Below are 15,613 nucleotides of genomic sequence, written 5' to 3' on the forward strand. Positions count from 1 at the left end.
GGGTACCGGTCGGAACGAGGCCCCTGCCGACCCAAACGGCAGGGGCCTCATCTCTTTGCTAGTCAGCGAGCGGACGGCCAGGTGGGAGGGGCTTGTCCTCCCCCTCAAACGCGTTGCCGTCGTTGTGTTGCGCGGCGCGGCGCTGTGTTGCGTCGGCGAGCGCCTTCTCCACGAAGTGCGACCAGTTGCGGTCGGCCTCGGCGGACTGCGTTGCTTTGAATGCCAGGCGCGCTTCTTTCAGGACGTCTGGGGCGATGTAGACGGTTGTCGGTTTGTTGCTCGGCTTCTTCTCCGGTTCGGCCGGCTGTTGCGCGGCCGCAGCCGTCGATGCCAGATCCGTTGCAGCCTTGTTGCGTTGTCTCCTCAGTGCTGACACATCGGGGGTCGCAGCTCGCGCGGACGCCCCAGGTCGCGGCGGCAGCCCCGTGATAGCTCGATCCGTTGCACTCACGATGCCGCCACCTCCGCGGCCTCGGCCTCAGTGATGCGTTGCACCATCTCTTGGCATACGGCCAGCAAGTCCGCGGCGACCTCTTTCGCGCTTTTTGGTGCGTGTTCCTGGGCCTTGGCACTGCCGCGGACGACTTCGTACCACTTCGGTCCGCTCTGGACGACGTCGTCGAGCTCATGGACCAGCACTCCCCGCTCCCGGATTGCGAGTGCTGTGGCTTCTGAATGCCTCACCATCTTCTCGAACACGACGTCGTCGGCGTCCCCACCGAACGCCGTGGCGATTCCTTCACGAGCCGTTCTCTGTACGGACGTGGAGTTCGCGCCGACACCGACGAGGACAACGCCGAGGAGGTCCAGCTCCTCGTTGACGTCCATGACCGAGGTGAGGCGGGCCGCGACGGCTGCCATGCCTTTGCGGCTCGACCCGTCTGTCTTCGTCGGGACGAGCAGCCACTTTGCGGCCGCAGCGGCAGCAGTTTGCAGTGTCTCGTCGCCGGGAGGGCAGTCGATGAGCACCATGTCGTACTCGCCTGCCAGCGGCGCCAGAGCCGTCGCAAGGGCTAACTTGGCACCTAGCGGGTCTTTCGTCGCTTTCGAGGCCAGCGCGGCGGTAGCCATCGACAGATGCGTTCCGCCCGGGATGATGTCGAGGTTGGGACGAATATCGCGGACCGGGGTGATTGGATCACCGAACGATAGAGCCTGCGCGAGATTTTTGCCCTCGTCGTCGATCTCGCCGTACGTGTAGCCGAGATCCTCCGCAATATTGCCCTGCGGGTCGAGATCGACGAGAAGGACCTTGTAACCAGACTCGGCCAGCAAACCAGAGATGTTCGCGGCCAGGGTCGTCTTGAACACTCCCCCCTTCCCGTTGATTACTGCGGTGACTCGATGCAACGCGACCGCATCGCGTTGCGGGACTACGTGCGTGCGAGGTGGTGGCATCGGTGTCTCCCTTGTTGTCCCGGAGCGGGTTTCACTGTTAATGCTGGCATTGCCATCAATGATGGCTATTGCCGCAACGCCAGGATTACCTGCGCTGCAGGTGTTGCAGGTGTTACCAGCGTTGCTGGTATTGCCCATGTTACCGGCAACGCAGTCATTGCAAGCATTACTGTCATTCCCGGCGTGTCGCCCTGCCAGTAATACCGGCAATGCTTTTATACAGGTCAGAGCGCCTATGCTGGCATTGCTTTCATTACCTGCACAGATCCCTCATGCACGCCGGAAGTAATACTTGTTTTGCATGCAATGCTGGCACTTCGTGCGCAACGAGTGGGGCATCAGCTTCCGAGGTGCTCAGACTGTTGCATCGGCAAGCTTTGCCAGCATTAACGGCAAAGCTTGGAATCCGGCTATTGCAAGGAACACTGGCGCAACGTCCGGCCGTTGCGTTGCCGCGTTGCAGTACGTCATCCTGTTGCGCCACGGCCCCATGTTGCGTTGCCTGCCGTGATTGAGCCGGAGAGCGCCTGACCGCCAAACAGGCCGCCGCCGCCGAAGCTATTCCTGCGGCGAAACCCCGACGCCTGCCAACGGGTGCGGAAACCAATCTTTTGGGCCAGTTACCCTTGGAGGCACCCCTCAGAGGAGGGGCGTCCTCGATCCTGTTGCTTCGGTTCGAGTCGCATCGCAGTCGCGGCGTCCGAGTTCCGCACTGCGCAATCGGGGCTACATCGACGGGTTGAGATGCCAAACACCACGCTGCCGTCCTCGTTCGACGTTGAGACACCTCGGGAAACCTCGTCAGAGTCGGAGACTGGTGACTGCGTACGGCCACAGCGCGATTTCAAGGGTCGCTCCGTTCTCGTCGCGCCCCACCTCGGACTCTCGAGCGCAGTAGGCACGCTGGCGAGATGCCTGCTCGGGCACCCCGCCGACCACCGGTCTACAGCGAGAAAACAGGCCCGAACTGCCCGGGAGGGCCAACACTGCGTGCATTCCGGATTCTGCGTAGGTCCTTGTGTCGGTAGCGGGGCATGATGCCAGGTAGCAGCAACATCCACATGTCGTCGACGCGTTCTTCGAGGTCGGCCCCTCCGGTGCGGATCAGCGACAGGGTTTGGACACCAGTGAACGCGCCGATCACGAATCGCGCGAAGGTCGCCGGATCTGTCTCATGGCTGATGTCGCCCTGGTCGATGGCGCGCCGTGCGAGGTATTCACAGGTGTTGATCCAGTCGATGTAGGGGTCGGCGGGCCCATAGCCTTTGTCACTGAGCTCGACGGTGATGCGGATCCCGGCTCTTACGATTGGCTCGTGAACGATCTGCCTGGCCATTTCGTGGCACAGCATCACGATCTGCTCTACCGCCGGCGCATGCTCTCCTCTGATTGCCTCGACCGCAGCGATGGAGATCGCGTGTTGCTCGGCGATGATGGCGCGCGCAAGCTCTTCCTTGGAGCCGAAGTGAAAGTACAACGCACCCTTGGAAAGCCCAATGCTCTCGACGATCGCCTCCAGGCTGGTCCCGACGTAGCCGTTCTGCTCGAATGCCTCGGCCGCTCCCGCGATGAGCTGGCCTTTCGTCGCTAAACCCCTAGCCTGCCGACTCACTTGCACCTCCGCCCACAACGCGACAAAAACCAACCTGCGGAACGGTACCAGCGCGGTTTGCAGGAACATGTTCCGGATTCTGTTCCGGTGGGGTCAATCCCAGCAACCTTATGGGCACGGATACCGAAGGCAATCCTCGCGTCTACTGGGACACCACGGAGTAAGCGCGACCCCGACCAGGACCCCCCGGGCCGCGGCCCCTTTCCTGCGTATTCGGTTCCCACCCCCACCGGGCCGCAGCGAGTTCGCAATAGTCTCGCTGCAGTACGCAGGCATTGCGTTGGTATTTGACGGCCTTGTGCTTGTTGCGGGTTCGAGGGCGGGCCGTCCTCGTGATGCTCGTCTTGCCAGGAGACCCCTCTTCCACACCCGGACGGACCTACCACCTTGGATAGGGTGGAGACAGGGACGCCGACCGGTGAGGTGAAAGGGAATGGATGGGCTACTTCGAGGGTCGTGTCGTCGCAATAACAGGGTCCGGGGCAGGAATTGGACGCGAGCTAGCTCTACAGCTCGTTCAGTCTGGCGCACATCTGGCGCTGTCAGACTCGTCGGAGTCTCAACTGTCCGCTACCGCTGACCTGTGCGAAGGCGGACCCGGAGAAATCTATACGTCGGTTGTCGATGTGACGGACCGAGCTGCGGTGCTCGCCCATTCAGAAGATGTCGCTTCTCGATTCGGCCGAGTTGATGCTCTGATCAACAACGCCGGCGTACTTTTCGCCGGGGACGTACTCGCCACGACCTTCGAGGACTACGAGCGAGTGGTCGACGTTGACTTCTGGGGAGTCGTCAACGGAACAAAGGCGTTCCTTCCACACGTGATGCGCTCGGATCGAGGCCACATCGTCAACATCTCGTCGGCCTTTGGGTTGATGGCTGCTCCGTCGTATTCCGCCTACAACGCGGCCAAGTTCGCTGTACGGGGTTTCACTGAGTCGCTCCGCCAGGAGATGGTTCTCGGGGGACATCGCGTAAAGGTGACCTGCGTTCACCCGGGTGGAATTCGGACCACCATCGCGCGCACTGCTAGGCACGCGGCAGGAGTAGACGGGACCGAACTCGCAGATTCATTCGAGCGGCGTATCGCGAGAACAGATCCGAATGCCGCCGCTCGGACGATCCTCCGTGGCGTTCAACGCGGGTCTGCGCGCGTCTTGATCGGCGCAGACGCCAGAGCGGTCGACATGGTTACGCGAACGCTCGGAGCGCGCTATCTGTCCATCCTGCCCGCCCTGAAGAAGCTTGGTGCGTAGCTGGACATTCGACCTGAACGGCGTTCAATCCGGACAGGCTAGGATCTCCTCGTTCATTCGGTCGGGGAGGTTTTGGATGGCGACAAAGTGGTTGCTGGTAAGTACGTTCGGGGGCGCGGTGCCTTCGATTGTGGGACAGGGCCGCACGCCCAAGCCCTTCGTGCCGTTGGAGCAAGTGATCAAGAGCAGGCGGTCATTTGCAGAGGCGACTTCGGCGATCACCGAGGTCATGGCGCACGCGACAAAGATTGACAGGCTTTCCAGTGACGGCCGTCGCCGGGTTATCGCGGACCCCTTGTGCACATTCGAGGGCAGACTTCACGCGATCTATCTGTGGTCCGGATTGGCTGAGGAGCAGGTTGCACATCGTGATCCGGCTGGAGCCTGGTACTTCAATCTCACCGACCTCAAAGTTAGTGGTAGCGAGGATCTTTTCGACCTGTATGGGGTAGCACCCGAGAATCGTCGATCTGAAGCTGCAATGGCCGGGGCGTTCGATCGGTTGGATACCGGCGTCGACGAGGGGCAAGCGCTAGCCAAGATCGTTCAGTCGACCCCGGGGATGGAACACCAGGCGGTGTGGACAGTCAAACGCGACGACGGCGAGCGCCGTGCTGCGCATTTCTCGTGCCGCGCTGTTGAGGAACGGCCAGATCCGAACAGCGATCGGAAGGTGGTGATTCTGAGGGGTGTTACACATGACATTGGTCCGGCGGACGATGTGCCGACTGCGCCGCCGCCGGTCATTCTGGAACATCGCGTCTTGGACGCCAAGTTGAAGCCTGGTGAGTATCTGGCCTACGTGGATATCAAGAAGCTGAGCCTGATCAAATGGCGAGGCAACCCTATGCCCGGAATTGCTTGGGAAGGTGGGGTAGGGGAGCCGACGCCTGCGATGCACCCGGATGACGTCGCGGTTGCGCGGCGTTTATCTGCAGAACTTGCGCGTGGTAGCACCTCTGGTGTTGTTCGTTTTCGCGGGCTGGATGGTGAGTGGAAGCCATTGCACCTTGAGGTCTCGTTGATGGTCTTTGACCAGCACACGACTGGTGGACTTGTCACTGTGTCAGCGCGCCGTAGCCGGGACACCGGTGGCTGCTAGCTCGCGATCACAGGCGCGCCGGTACGGCGCCAGTTCTCGATGTACCTGACGGCCAAGCCGCGCCGCGGCTGGATGCTGACACGCTTGGGGAAGCCCATCGAGTCTCTTTGTTCGCGTGGAATCGGAAAAGTTTATCGCCAGCCATTATTGCGGATACGAGTGTTGGTACGCGCTGGGCCTTGGATGGTGACACCTCGTTGCGCTGTGACGTGGGCATTGTCGTGGAGGAGGATTCGGCTGTTGTCGGTGGCGTGGACGGTGGTGTGTCCGTCGGCGTGGATGGTGGCCTGGTCGTAGGCGTAGATCGTGGGTTCGTCGGTGGCGCGGACCTTGGCTCGGTCGACTGCGTAGACGGTGGTCTTGTTGCGGGCTTCGACCTGGGTGTCGTCGAACGCTTCGATGATGGCGGTGGTGTACGCGTAGCAGCGAGAGTGTCCCTCGAGCTGCACCTGGGCCGCGTCGGTGACGACGATGGCCGGCGACCGTGTCTGTTGTTGCGGTGTGCTGGTGGTGATGCGGACGCATGAGGTGCCGGTGATACGCAGGGTGCCGGTGCCAATGAGGTTGTGGAGTTCGAGGATCTGATCGGGCGGGGAGTCGACAATGACGGTCTTCGCGCCCTGAGCGAACCGGGCTACGACGTCGGTAGCGGTCCGGCACGGAGTCCGGGGTGTGCGGCACTGTGGGTTACGTGTCGAGGTGGTTGGGCGCCTCATGCTCGATAACCTAGTCGGGATCCGCCGCCGGGGAGTGGGTGCCGCGCTGGCGGCGACGAGTCCTGCCTGGGCCTGTGTATGCCCAGTCGCTGCATTGTTCGTCGATCCACTTGGTCTTTTGTCATGCGGCCGACCGCCCGGCTGAATTGATCTGAGACACCACGGCTCGGGCGGTGGAGTAGTCAGCCCTCCCGTTCGATCTGGTGGGGAACCTGCCGTAGCGGACTCGGGCCGGGGCCGAAATTGGTAGCGCAAGCATTCCGGTCGAGGTAGTCCGCCGTGTCCCGCGCTTCTTACCCCGCGTGCTTCGCCACTGTTGCTCTTCGTTCCACCAGGTAAACAGCTCGCGGTCTACCAGATGGCGTGCGGCTCGGCGGGCGCTGATTCCGGCAACTCCCCGGGTCTGTGCGACGGTCTCAAGCGTCCGGAGCAGCTGCTCGCCCGTGGCCTTCGAGCTGAGCAGTCCTGTCGAGTGCAAGCGGGTCAGTGCTCGTTCGATGTACTCGGTGCCGTAACCAGTCTTCTCCGACAAACCGGTCAGGCTGGCGACCCCAGACCGGTAGAACCAGTGAACGCGGGCGGTTGCAGCACCAAGGCCACCGGATCTCGAGGGACTCCATAGATCGTGGGCGTGATGGGTGAGGAGCGTGAGCCCGGGCCCAGAAGCGGGGGCGGGTTCCCCTTGTGTTGCATGAGAAGTAGTCTCTACGCCCACATCCCGCGGCTGGTTGAGGGTCCACCGTGCAGCTCGCGTCCCGGCGCTTGGAGTGGTTAGCGTGACCCAGCCTTCCCGTGCCAGCACACGAAGCCTGCGTGAGACCGTGGAGGCGTCGAGCGCGCAGGCCTGTCCCAGGCGGCGGCAGTCGATGTCGAGGACCCTAGTCCGGGCGGTGCGCGCTAGCGCAGTCAGTGCGTGCAGGATCCGCTCGTCACTTGCTCCTCCTCGCCGGCCCCAGTGCGCTGTTGTCGCTGCGAGGGCATGTTCAATGGCGTCGAGGTCGTCGTCGATCGGTTCACGGGGTGCCTGGCCGGGGTCAGCGGTGAAGGTCGCTGCTCCGGCGAGGGCGCGGGACCATTGGCGTTCTGTGTCGTCGCGGCCGCGGTCCGCGTCCTCACGAAGTCGAATCAGACCTGGGGCGGTGGCAACGGCTGCGCGGGCGTCGTCGAGTGTGTGTCCGGCTCGCGCCATGGAAAGAAGGATGGTGTACGCGAGGGCACTGCGGTCCGCCCCTTTCGACGGCACCGTCGCGAGCAAAGCCGCAGTTCGGTGGGGTAGCGGCCGCCGGGGCCGGTCGAGTCTCGGACCCGCCGCATCCTCAATGATCCGCGGCCGTCGATGTTCTTCGGGCGGTGTAGCGGGCTCGACATGGGGATGCCGCGCGAGGAGCCAATTGACGACTTCCGGCGTCGTCCCGCGGCTGACGCGCTCGAGAGCCTGCTGCAACTCGGCACCGGCCAGGTGGGGGACGGCCCGTCCACCGTCGCGATGTGGTGCGCCTGGAGGCCGCACAACTCCCATACGGGGTTTGCTCAGGGGCGATGTGTCGAAGGTGGCGTAGTGCTGGTCGAGCACGCGGTTGAGTTCACCGACCGCGGCCGGGTCGGCGCCGTTCTCACCAAGTCGGAGCCAGATGTGTTGGCCGCCCCACGGCCCAGAGTGCGCACGCAGGTAATGGACACCCAGGTCGTCGAGGTGTGCGGCGAGACGGTCCGAATCAGCACGCGCCTGATCGGCGCCAAAACGGGAGGTGTCGAAGTCGAGCACGAGAAGCCGAAAGCGGTGATCTGAGCTGGCGAGATAGATCGCCCAGGGAATTTCCGGCTGCTGCGGGGGCATGGAGATAGAGGCGTCGTAGTTGTGTTTTCGGTCCGGGTCGACGCGGACGCGCCGCCGCGGCGACCACATGCGGGTGCATGTGTTGTAGAGCAGTTGTGTGCTGTCTGGGTCACCACTTGGCGGGGTGACACGCGCATGGGTTTCTAGACCTGAATCAGGGCGTGTTATACCCTGGGCTCTGTCCAGCAAGACAGTCCCTCCGGGGATGAGCAGTACAGAGAATCGAGCGGCTAACTCGTTTCTCAACCAACTTCAAAGACCCAATGCCCTCGGCCCTGCCCGGTCGGGGGTTTTTTGGTTAGTTGGCGTGATGCACTACGTGATGTGTGTTCGTTTGTGCAGCGTCAAGGCCGCCATCGCGTTCACGCGGAAAGTTTCAGCACCTCCTGGTTGGTCTCCTGAACGAGTTGGGTATGGCCGGTAGCGGCTGCGAGAAGATCTGCCAGGAATTGGCTCATGTTCACACCCGCGGCCATCCGCCTACGTTCGAGTTCCTCGAACACCACGTCAGGGACTCTGCTGGTTACGCGAGTTCGGTCTCCCTTGTATGGGTTTCCCATCCCCTTCTCCTTCCCTGACCCCGACCGTCCACCTTCGGACTCCAATCTGCAGCATCAAACCTGTCACAAGTTGGACCGATAACGATGAAGACACGCCGTCGAGCGCTCTCAGAGATGCCGAATCCGTGCTTTAGTTGCGTGATTATTTATAGGTTCTTCGCGCGTGTCTCGCGATGTTCATGACCGCGCTTCCATGCTTCTGCAATGATTCGCTTGTCGACCCCGTAGAGCTCGGCGATCTTGGGCACAAGGTCATCGCGGACAGCCTTTACCCCGTTCTCGATCTCGGCCAATGTAGTGGCCCCGATTCCGAGCCGGGAGGCTGCATTTCGCTGATTCAGCGCTGCCCGCACTCGAAGGTCGCTCATTCTGAGCTTGCCCGCCGGGATCGGCACGAGCACAGAGATTGATGTGTCTAGGGCTTCGGCAAGAAGGCCGAGCATTTCCGGTGCCGGCCTTGACCGTCCGGTTTCCCAGGTCGAGACTGCCTGACGAGTTGTACCGATTCGGGCCGCGAGATCGTCCGGCGTGAGCCGTGCTTTCACTCGCTGTTCGCGGAGCTTGTCACCCCGGAATCCTCTGACTCCGCTGCGAGGCACTTCATCAACTCCCGGGGTCCGACCACTTCTGTATCCGACCATTGTTGCCCTTCCCGGGGTGCGGTCATGCGCTAGCGCGTTTTATAGTTGCGTGTTATTGTTGCGCTAATCCTAGCCGCTTCCAGCGGACTCCCTCAGCGGAAGGGGCGTGAATGAAAAGCGTGAATAGGTTGCACACAGAAGCTGCCGCGGTTTACGATCCATTCGCGCGCCCCACCGGGGAGTCCTGCGGCCTTGTACACGTCGGGTCCGCTTGTAGCGCAAAAGGTGCTGCACACCGTCTATTTGGTGTGCCCTTTGGAATCTCAGGGGCGATCGTGTCGGAAGCAACTAACACAAGGTGTGGCTCGCGTAGAGCCGCACCTTCGCGTGCTTCTGACGTCCACACTCTCCGCGTCACCACCGCGGCGACCAGCGGTTCGGCTCGTCGAGTTTCTGAAGTCGAATTGGCTCAGGCTCATTCGCTCCGGACAGAATTCCGAATTCCCAACACTTCCACTGTGCGGTTGAACTTCTGCCCAAGTCACCGCTCAGTGGTCTCACTTCGCAGCTCGTGGTTCGCACGCGGGCCAACTTGTGCTGCGCAGAAAACCCCAGGTGCGGTGATGATTGGCGTCCTCGCCCGCACCTGGGGTTCTACTCCCCGCAGCGTTTCAACGCGAAAACGTCCACGCCGCAGGATCTCGGATCCCCGCGGGCCATTTCTGTACCCAGTTGGAGGCTCCGATGTCTTTGGGTGCCCAGATCCACCCGACCACTAATCGTACTGCTGCCCCGTTTTCGTTACAGGCAGATTCCAGCGAGTCCGTTCCTCACGTTCCGATCTCGGGGAATGAGGGCGGGCGGCCGCTCGGCGTCGTCGCATACTGCGCTGGTCGGGCGCCTGGTTACAGGTGCTACAGCATCGACCTTCCTGGGTTTTCGACCTGTCCCGCGGGCCACTCGCTGGTGCCGTACTCGTCACCCTGGGTCGGCATTCAACCCGTCGTCTAACTCGCTGACAGATTCCCAATTCGATTCTCCATTAAGGATTTTCGCGATGTTTCTCGTCTTTCTGATCACCTTGCTCTTTGGTCTCGGCGGGGCCTTCCCTGGCTGACCAGCCTGACCATTCGCCCTGGGCCGATGAAGGGCCAGTGAGCCTCCTGCCCGGCTTCCAAAGTTGTTGTCATTCACATATTTCCGATTCGTCTTCGGTACCTGCGGTTGCACAGAGGTGCACCGCAACGGCGTTTCCTTCGAGAGAAAGCGAGTAGCGATGAGTAGATCAGGTGGTGGCCGGCATCGTCGGCGGGCGGAGCGGGCCGCGGTGTGGTGCGCGGTTCCTGTGGCGCTGTGCGTGGCGTGTGCGGGTGTGGCGCAGGCAGCTCCGTCGCAGCCGGGCACCGGTGGTGGAAGTCAGCCGGGGACCGGTGGTGGGAGCCAGCCCGGAACGTCTGCCCCGGCGCCGGAGCAGTCACGGGATTACCTGCCTGGGTACACGCCGTCGCCGAATGTGCAGAACTCGGAGTGGCGGCAGTACTCAGATTGGGAGACCGGGTACCAGCAGCCCCAGTACGAGGCACCGCAGTACGCACAGTGGTCGTCTCCGCAGACCGACTACGACGCGGCGCCCTCGTACCAGCAGGCGTACGTCGAAGAACCGACCCAGTCGGCTCCGTCGGTTGTCGAACCTGAACCCGTCCCGGTTCCGCCGATGGTCGAGCGAAAGGGGATCGCGCCGGTCGAGGCACCGGAGGGGTACATCTTCACCGGTGCCGGGTTGCTCGAGCAGCCGGATTGGATGCCGGATGAGGACCGGGACCGGATCACGAACACGATCGCGGCAGTGCAGGCCGACGCCGGAAATGCGCTGACCGACGCCGGCGTGAATGCATCACAGGCGGACAGGATCACCGGCGGTGCGATCGGTGGCGGCCTGCTCGGCGCGGGGATCGTCGGTACCGGCCTGGCTGTGCCTGTCGCCGTTCTTGGTGCCGGTGTCGGCGCGGGTATCGGTGCAGGTATCGGTGCTGCTGTGACCGCCCCGACCGGCGGATGGGGTGTCGGCCCGGGTGCCGCGATCGGCGCCGGTACCGGGGCGGTCGTCCTCGGCGCACCCGCTTTCGTGCTGGGTGCCGGGTTGGGTGGTGTCGGCGGTGCGGTGGCTGGTGCCACCGTTTTCGGCGGCCAGGACGTGACCGTTCAAGAGCCCGCCCCTGCACCCGCACCCGAAGCCGCTCCGGAGCCCCTGTGGACACCCCCGGTGGTCGATACCGCGGCGGTATCGGCTCAGACCTCCGCTGTTGTCGAGCAGGTTCAGGCCGTTCCCGGTGGCAGCGAAGTTGTCGAGCAGGCGCGGGATTTCGCGGCCTCGGCGCCTGCATACGTCGAGCAGGCGACGCCGCGAGTTGATGCGTCAGCTGCCCTGGTCCGGGACGCGGCGCTGGCGCAGCCGGGCGGAGACCAGGTCGTCGCCGCGGTGGAATCGGCCGGGACGAACGCGGCGGCCGCGGCCGCACCGGTGATCGAGCAGGCGGCCGCGTTCGCTGGCGCCGTCGTCAACGGCCTGAACGCCTGAGCGGGGTGACCACATGAAATTACTTCCCCGAGTGGCCGCGGCAGCGGCAGTGGCTGTGATTGGGGTCGGGTCGGCGGGCACGGCGTATGCCGCGCCCGCCGGACCGGCGAGCGAACTGGTCGGGGACTCGTGCCCGGCGTTGTTCGCTCTCGGGATCCAGGGAACGGGGGAGTCGTCCCCGGACACTCCGGCGACACTCGACACCGGCATGCTCTCGCAGGTCTTCATGCCAATGATGGTCAAGACCACCGATTCTGCGGGTGACACCCTCGCCGGCCGCGCCTATGTGCCGTATCCGGCCGGGTTCGGTGGCGCGGTGCCCGGTGCGAATGTGCCGTATTCGCAGTCGGTGGAGGAGGGCCTGCAGAACCTCATCGACACCGCCGCAGAGGTCGCGCAGGCGTGCCCGAACACGGTGTTCACCGGGGCGGGATACTCCCAGGGCGCGCATGTGATGAGCATGTTCGCCAAGCGTGTCGGCGCCGGTGAGGGGCCGATTCCGGCGAACAAACTCGTCGGGGTGGCACTGTTCGGCGATCCGACGCGAGCACCGGGTTCGCCGTTGTTCCCCGGCGCCGCAGGCCAGACGTCACTGAAGCCCGCCCCGGGCACGACCGGCGCCCAGGTCGAGAAGATCTCGGCCCCGGCGCTGGCGACTCCCGAAGGCGGCGGAATCGGACCGACCGCGGACACCGCAGTTGCCTACGGCTCCCTCACCGGGCGGGTGGCGTCGATCTGCGAGCCGGGCGATCTCTCGTGTGATGCACCGGCGAACGCGCCGATCATGCGGGCGGTGACCAATATCGCCGGGCAGAGCGAGCTCTCGTCGGGGGATCCGATTCAGTCGTTGACCTCGATCAGTGAGGCATTGGCGCTGACGACGATCAAGACGGCAGTGCCGGTGATCAATGAGGACATCCAGGGCACCACGCTGGCGAACTTGTCGATCGACCCGAAGAAATCGTTGTCGGAGCGGGTGGCGATCGCCTCCGACCCGCGCACGGAAATGCCGACCGCGCAGGAAGCGATCAGCGCGGTGTTGAAGGTCGGCACGATCGGGTTCAACGCCGTCAAGACGGTCGCGAAAGAAGTCCTCACTCCGGCGAACATCGCCCAGCTGGCCACGGTCGGTCTCGCGAATCCGGCTGCCGGCGTCGCGTTGTTCGCCACGAAGTTGGTGGGGGCGATCCCGAAGCTCATGCCCCCGGCGACGACGTCGCGGCTCACTCGGCAGGCGTTCGACGTGGTCAAGGACAACATCAGCGACAACGCCGACCTGGTGTCGACGACAGCGCTGACGAAGTACTGGAACACGGTGCGGGCACACGGTTCCTACGGGTCGACGCCGGTGACCGCAACCGGGCAGTCCGCGGCGCAGTTCGTAGCCGAGTGGTTTGCCGCTCTCGCCAAGGATGTCGCGGCCGGAACCGACTCGTCGTCGGTGACGTCGACACCGCGGGTGACCTCGCCAACCACCACGACCCCGCGAACCAGTTCGTCCACTACCCCCACGTCGGGGGCGACGAGTGCGCGTCCGACGTCGACCAGCCCGGTCGCTGCCGGTTGACCGACCCGGTTCCCCGGACGGGTTTCGTCCGGGGAACCGGATTCGCACAGAAAGGGATTCGATGATGACAGATACCAACTTCCGCAGGCCTGATCCCACAGCTGGTGAGCTGACCCGCTGGTATCCGTCCTTCACCCCCACTGTCGCCGCCCTGGCGGAGACCTCGCCCGTCGAGCGCCCCGCCGAGCCCAACCCGGAGGACCCGACCGAGCTGATCCCGGCCCCGCCGGTCGCGACGCCCGCACCGGCACCTTCCGTGGCCGGGGGCACGCGCCGCCGGATTTCGCCGCGCGCGGTCGCCGGACTCGGGTCCGCTGCCGCGACGGCCGCGGTCGCGGCGGGCCTGGGCGTGTGGGCGCTCGGTGGTGGGCAGGACAGCTCGCCTACCGCCGCTGCCGTGACCGCGCAGCCGACCACGGCTCCACTGACGTCAGCTGCCCCGCGCCCGTGGTGCGACCCGGCCGCAGCCGTGGACGGCGTGATCATCGGCAACGGCCCCGGTGGAACCGACTCCGGCCCCGCCGCGATCCTCGCGTTCGACTTCGCCTACTACGTGCAGCGGTCCGGAGAAGCGGCACGCGCCGTCGTCGCCCCCGACGCCGTCGGTGTCGATCCCGCCAACCTGCTCCAGAGCGCCATCGACACCTACATTCCCGCCGGCGCGGAGCACTGCGTGACCATCCGCGCGGCCGAGCCGCAGCGATTCCTCGTCACGCTGCGCGAACGCCAGCCGAGCGGTGAAGAAGTCGCCTACACCCAGCAAGCCATCACCACACGAGTGGTCGATGGACGTCACGTGATCACGTCGATCGGAGAGGCATCATGAGCACCGAACCCGAATGGATGCAATGGCTGGGCCAGGAGCCGGAGCCCGAAACGGACCTGCCCCCGGCAGCGGTGGTGCCGCTGCGAGGGGCAGACAGCCCGGCCGCAACCCCGGACACTGCGGCGCCAGCCAAGCACCCGGCCCCCCGAGACCAGGGCCCGAAGCGCGAGGCTGCGGCCACACCGGTGTGGCCGCACCAGCCGGTAACAGCTCCGCCGCTGGTACTGGTCACCGGCGTCGGCGGGGGAGCGGGAGCCACAACGACCGCGGTCGGCATCGCCGGGGCATGGGCGACCCACGACACCAACGCCTCGGTGGCGGTGGTCGATCTGTCCGTCACCGGCGGTGACCTGGCCTCACGCGCCGCCGCCGAGGACCGGGTCACCACGATCGACACCCTCATCGACACCCCTGAGCCCGCCGCGGTCGTGACGGAACTGCCCCGGTCGGCGTCCGGCGCGCGGATCATCGGCCGGGGCGAGAGCCGGTTCGACGACGCGGTAGTACACCGGGTGCCTGACCTTCTGCGCTCTCACGTCGACACCGCGGTCTACGACCTGGGCGCGGATGCGCTTGGCAGCCGCGAGTGCGTCCGGCTGCGCGAGGACGCCGATGCAGTGTTCGTACTGGTGGTGCAGGCCCGGGCGGATGCGTTCAACCGGCTGCGCGGCTACCTGGACCTGCTCGCTAACGCCGTCGGGGAGTGGGTGTTCGAGCGCACCGTCGTAGTCATCTCGCACCAGAATTCCGCCGAGCCCGATGTCGACCCGTCCGAACTGATTGCCCATCTGGATGGGCTGGTGCGCGTCGAGGAAGTGCCCTACGACCCGCACCTGGCCACCGGGTTGGCGATTGCGAGTTGGGAGCTGCGCGCGGCCACGATCGCCGCATACGACCGGATTCGGCGGGCGACAGCATCCGCCGAGGGTCGGCAGTGATGATGTCGGCCCGCAGCTTCTCCCGCTGGTCACAACCGCAGACAACCGGTTCGGGCATCCCCGTCCGCCCCCCGAACAGGGTCGCGGAGATCTGGGATCGGCCGGTACCGCGCGGGCTCGGCAGCCCGGCACCGCTGGTGTGGCTGCTCGGCGCCCACGGCGGCGCGGGAATCAGCACGCTCGGTCATGTCCTCGACTTCGCGAGCGAGTGCGGTCAGAAGTGGCCGGCACCGTTCGAGGGGGAGTCGCCCTTCGTGGCGATCGTCGCCCGCGAGCGCGTCGATTCCCTGGACAAGGCCGGTGACCTGATCCGCCAGCACGTTTCGGGCATGGCCGGTAACAGCACGCTCATCGGTCTGATCACCATCGCGGACCGGCCCGGCCGCAAGATCCCGAGGGAGATCGACCAGACCCGAAAGATCGTCGGAGGCCTGGCCCCGACCACGTGGCGGATCGAGTGGATCGAGCACTTCACGCTGATCCGCGCTCCGCGAGAACTTCCGGTCTGGTCGCACCGCGACCCGGTACCGGAGAACAAGAAACGCGCAGCAGACGACCCGACGGCCGTTCCCAGCGAAATCGCAGAGATCGCTGGGGCGCTCCGCAATTCGATCATCAGTCGACTGGGCCTGGGCACCTGAC

Annotated in this window: 14 protein-coding genes; 8 read left to right on the top strand and 6 right to left on the bottom strand. The window is 64.7% G+C overall.

Annotation, left to right across the window (positions count from 1 at the left end):
- Positions 1–58: 58 nt before the first annotated feature.
- From HGB39_RS26440 to HGB39_RS26450, 3 genes are all read right to left on the bottom strand, one after another.
- The gene (locus tag HGB39_RS26440) at positions 59–451 is read right to left on the bottom strand and encodes a ParB family protein (RefSeq protein WP_267204753.1); all 393 of its coding nucleotides are present in this window, start codon (positions 449–451) and stop codon (positions 59–61) included.
- Positions 448–1,398, bottom strand: coding sequence for a ParA family protein (locus HGB39_RS26445; RefSeq protein WP_206017365.1), 951 nt, complete (start codon positions 1,396–1,398; stop codon positions 448–450). Before HGB39_RS26445 ends, HGB39_RS26440 begins: the two co-directional genes overlap by 4 nt.
- Before the next feature lie 943 nt (positions 1,399–2,341).
- Complete coding sequence (locus HGB39_RS26450) at positions 2,342–3,010, bottom strand: ScbR family autoregulator-binding transcription factor (protein WP_064080025.1); 669 nt, start codon at positions 3,008–3,010, stop codon at positions 2,342–2,344.
- Positions 3,011–3,447: 437 nt separating this feature from the next.
- Between HGB39_RS26450 and HGB39_RS26455 the strand changes: the two genes are divergently transcribed.
- Complete coding sequence (locus tag HGB39_RS26455; protein ID WP_064080005.1) at positions 3,448–4,266, top strand: SDR family NAD(P)-dependent oxidoreductase; 819 nt, start codon at positions 3,448–3,450, stop codon at positions 4,264–4,266.
- 76 nt (positions 4,267–4,342) lie between these two features.
- Positions 4,343–5,368 carry a GAF domain-containing protein gene (locus HGB39_RS26460; RefSeq protein ID WP_064080004.1) on the top strand — a complete coding sequence of 342 codons (1,026 nt, stop codon included), beginning with the start codon at positions 4,343–4,345 and terminating at the stop codon, positions 5,366–5,368.
- 131 nt (positions 5,369–5,499) lie between these two features.
- On the opposite strand, the gene HGB39_RS26465 is transcribed toward HGB39_RS26460, so the two are convergent.
- Positions 5,500–6,084, bottom strand: coding sequence for a hypothetical protein (locus HGB39_RS26465; RefSeq protein ID WP_064080003.1), 585 nt, complete (start codon positions 6,082–6,084; stop codon positions 5,500–5,502).
- A gap of 1,366 nt (positions 6,085–7,450) precedes the next feature.
- On the opposite strand from HGB39_RS26465, the gene HGB39_RS26470 reads away from it, so the two are divergent.
- Positions 7,451–7,873 carry a hypothetical protein gene (locus HGB39_RS26470; RefSeq protein WP_155755975.1) on the top strand — a complete coding sequence of 141 codons (423 nt, stop codon included), beginning with the start codon at positions 7,451–7,453 and terminating at the stop codon, positions 7,871–7,873.
- A gap of 410 nt (positions 7,874–8,283) precedes the next feature.
- On the opposite strand, the gene HGB39_RS26475 is transcribed toward HGB39_RS26470, so the two are convergent.
- Positions 8,284–8,427 (bottom strand): hypothetical protein, encoded by a 144-nt coding sequence (locus HGB39_RS26475; protein ID WP_155755974.1) that lies wholly within the window; start codon positions 8,425–8,427, stop codon positions 8,284–8,286.
- A gap of 200 nt (positions 8,428–8,627) precedes the next feature.
- Positions 8,628–9,122 carry a helix-turn-helix domain-containing protein gene (locus HGB39_RS26480; protein ID WP_064080001.1) on the bottom strand — a complete coding sequence of 165 codons (495 nt, stop codon included), beginning with the start codon at positions 9,120–9,122 and terminating at the stop codon, positions 8,628–8,630.
- Between the two features lie 1,216 nt (positions 9,123–10,338).
- Here HGB39_RS26480 and HGB39_RS26485 point away from each other — a divergent pair.
- From HGB39_RS26485 to HGB39_RS26505, 5 genes are all read left to right on the top strand, one after another.
- Positions 10,339–11,640: a hypothetical protein gene (locus HGB39_RS26485; protein ID WP_155755973.1), complete on the top strand. Its 1,302-nt coding sequence runs from the start codon at positions 10,339–10,341 to the stop codon at positions 11,638–11,640.
- Positions 11,641–11,689: 49 nt separating this feature from the next.
- Complete coding sequence (locus tag HGB39_RS26490; protein WP_248949653.1) at positions 11,690–13,207, top strand: cutinase family protein; 1,518 nt, start codon at positions 11,690–11,692, stop codon at positions 13,205–13,207.
- Positions 13,208–13,271: 64 nt separating this feature from the next.
- Positions 13,272–14,033: a DUF8176 domain-containing protein gene (locus HGB39_RS26495; protein WP_064079998.1), complete on the top strand. Its 762-nt coding sequence runs from the start codon at positions 13,272–13,274 to the stop codon at positions 14,031–14,033.
- Positions 14,030–14,971 carry a MinD/ParA family ATP-binding protein gene (locus HGB39_RS26500; protein ID WP_064079997.1) on the top strand — a complete coding sequence of 314 codons (942 nt, stop codon included), beginning with the start codon at positions 14,030–14,032 and terminating at the stop codon, positions 14,969–14,971. Before HGB39_RS26495 ends, HGB39_RS26500 begins: the two co-directional genes overlap by 4 nt.
- On the top strand, positions 14,971–15,612 hold the full coding sequence (locus HGB39_RS26505; protein ID WP_064079996.1) for a DUF6668 family protein: 642 nt from the start codon (positions 14,971–14,973) through the stop codon (positions 15,610–15,612). The genes HGB39_RS26500 and HGB39_RS26505 overlap by 1 nt, the downstream gene beginning before the upstream one ends.
- Position 15,613: the final 1 nt, after the last annotated feature.

Origin of the sequence: Rhodococcus opacus, from assembly GCF_012396235.1 — a bacterium.
GTDB lineage: Bacteria > Actinomycetota > Actinomycetes > Mycobacteriales > Mycobacteriaceae > Rhodococcus_F > Rhodococcus_F opacus.

Excerpts from the sequence above, each read along its gene's own strand:
- HGB39_RS26445 (WP_206017365.1), bottom strand. The coding sequence starts at position 1,398 with ATGCCACCACCTCGCACGCACGTAGTCCCGCAACGCGATGCGGTCGCG.
- HGB39_RS26455 (WP_064080005.1), top strand. The coding sequence starts at position 3,448 with ATGGGCTACTTCGAGGGTCGTGTCGTCGCAATAACAGGGTCCGGGGCA.
- HGB39_RS26460 (WP_064080004.1), top strand. The coding sequence starts at position 4,343 with ATGGCGACAAAGTGGTTGCTGGTAAGTACGTTCGGGGGCGCGGTGCCT.
- HGB39_RS26465 (WP_064080003.1), bottom strand. The coding sequence starts at position 6,084 with ATGAGGCGCCCAACCACCTCGACACGTAACCCACAGTGCCGCACACCC.
- HGB39_RS26470 (WP_155755975.1), top strand. The coding sequence starts at position 7,451 with ATGGGGATGCCGCGCGAGGAGCCAATTGACGACTTCCGGCGTCGTCCC.
- HGB39_RS26480 (WP_064080001.1), bottom strand. The coding sequence starts at position 9,122 with ATGGTCGGATACAGAAGTGGTCGGACCCCGGGAGTTGATGAAGTGCCT.
- HGB39_RS26485 (WP_155755973.1), top strand. The coding sequence starts at position 10,339 with ATGAGTAGATCAGGTGGTGGCCGGCATCGTCGGCGGGCGGAGCGGGCC.
- HGB39_RS26495 (WP_064079998.1), top strand. The coding sequence starts at position 13,272 with ATGACAGATACCAACTTCCGCAGGCCTGATCCCACAGCTGGTGAGCTG.
- HGB39_RS26500 (WP_064079997.1), top strand. The coding sequence starts at position 14,030 with ATGAGCACCGAACCCGAATGGATGCAATGGCTGGGCCAGGAGCCGGAG.
- HGB39_RS26505 (WP_064079996.1), top strand. The coding sequence starts at position 14,971 with ATGATGTCGGCCCGCAGCTTCTCCCGCTGGTCACAACCGCAGACAACC.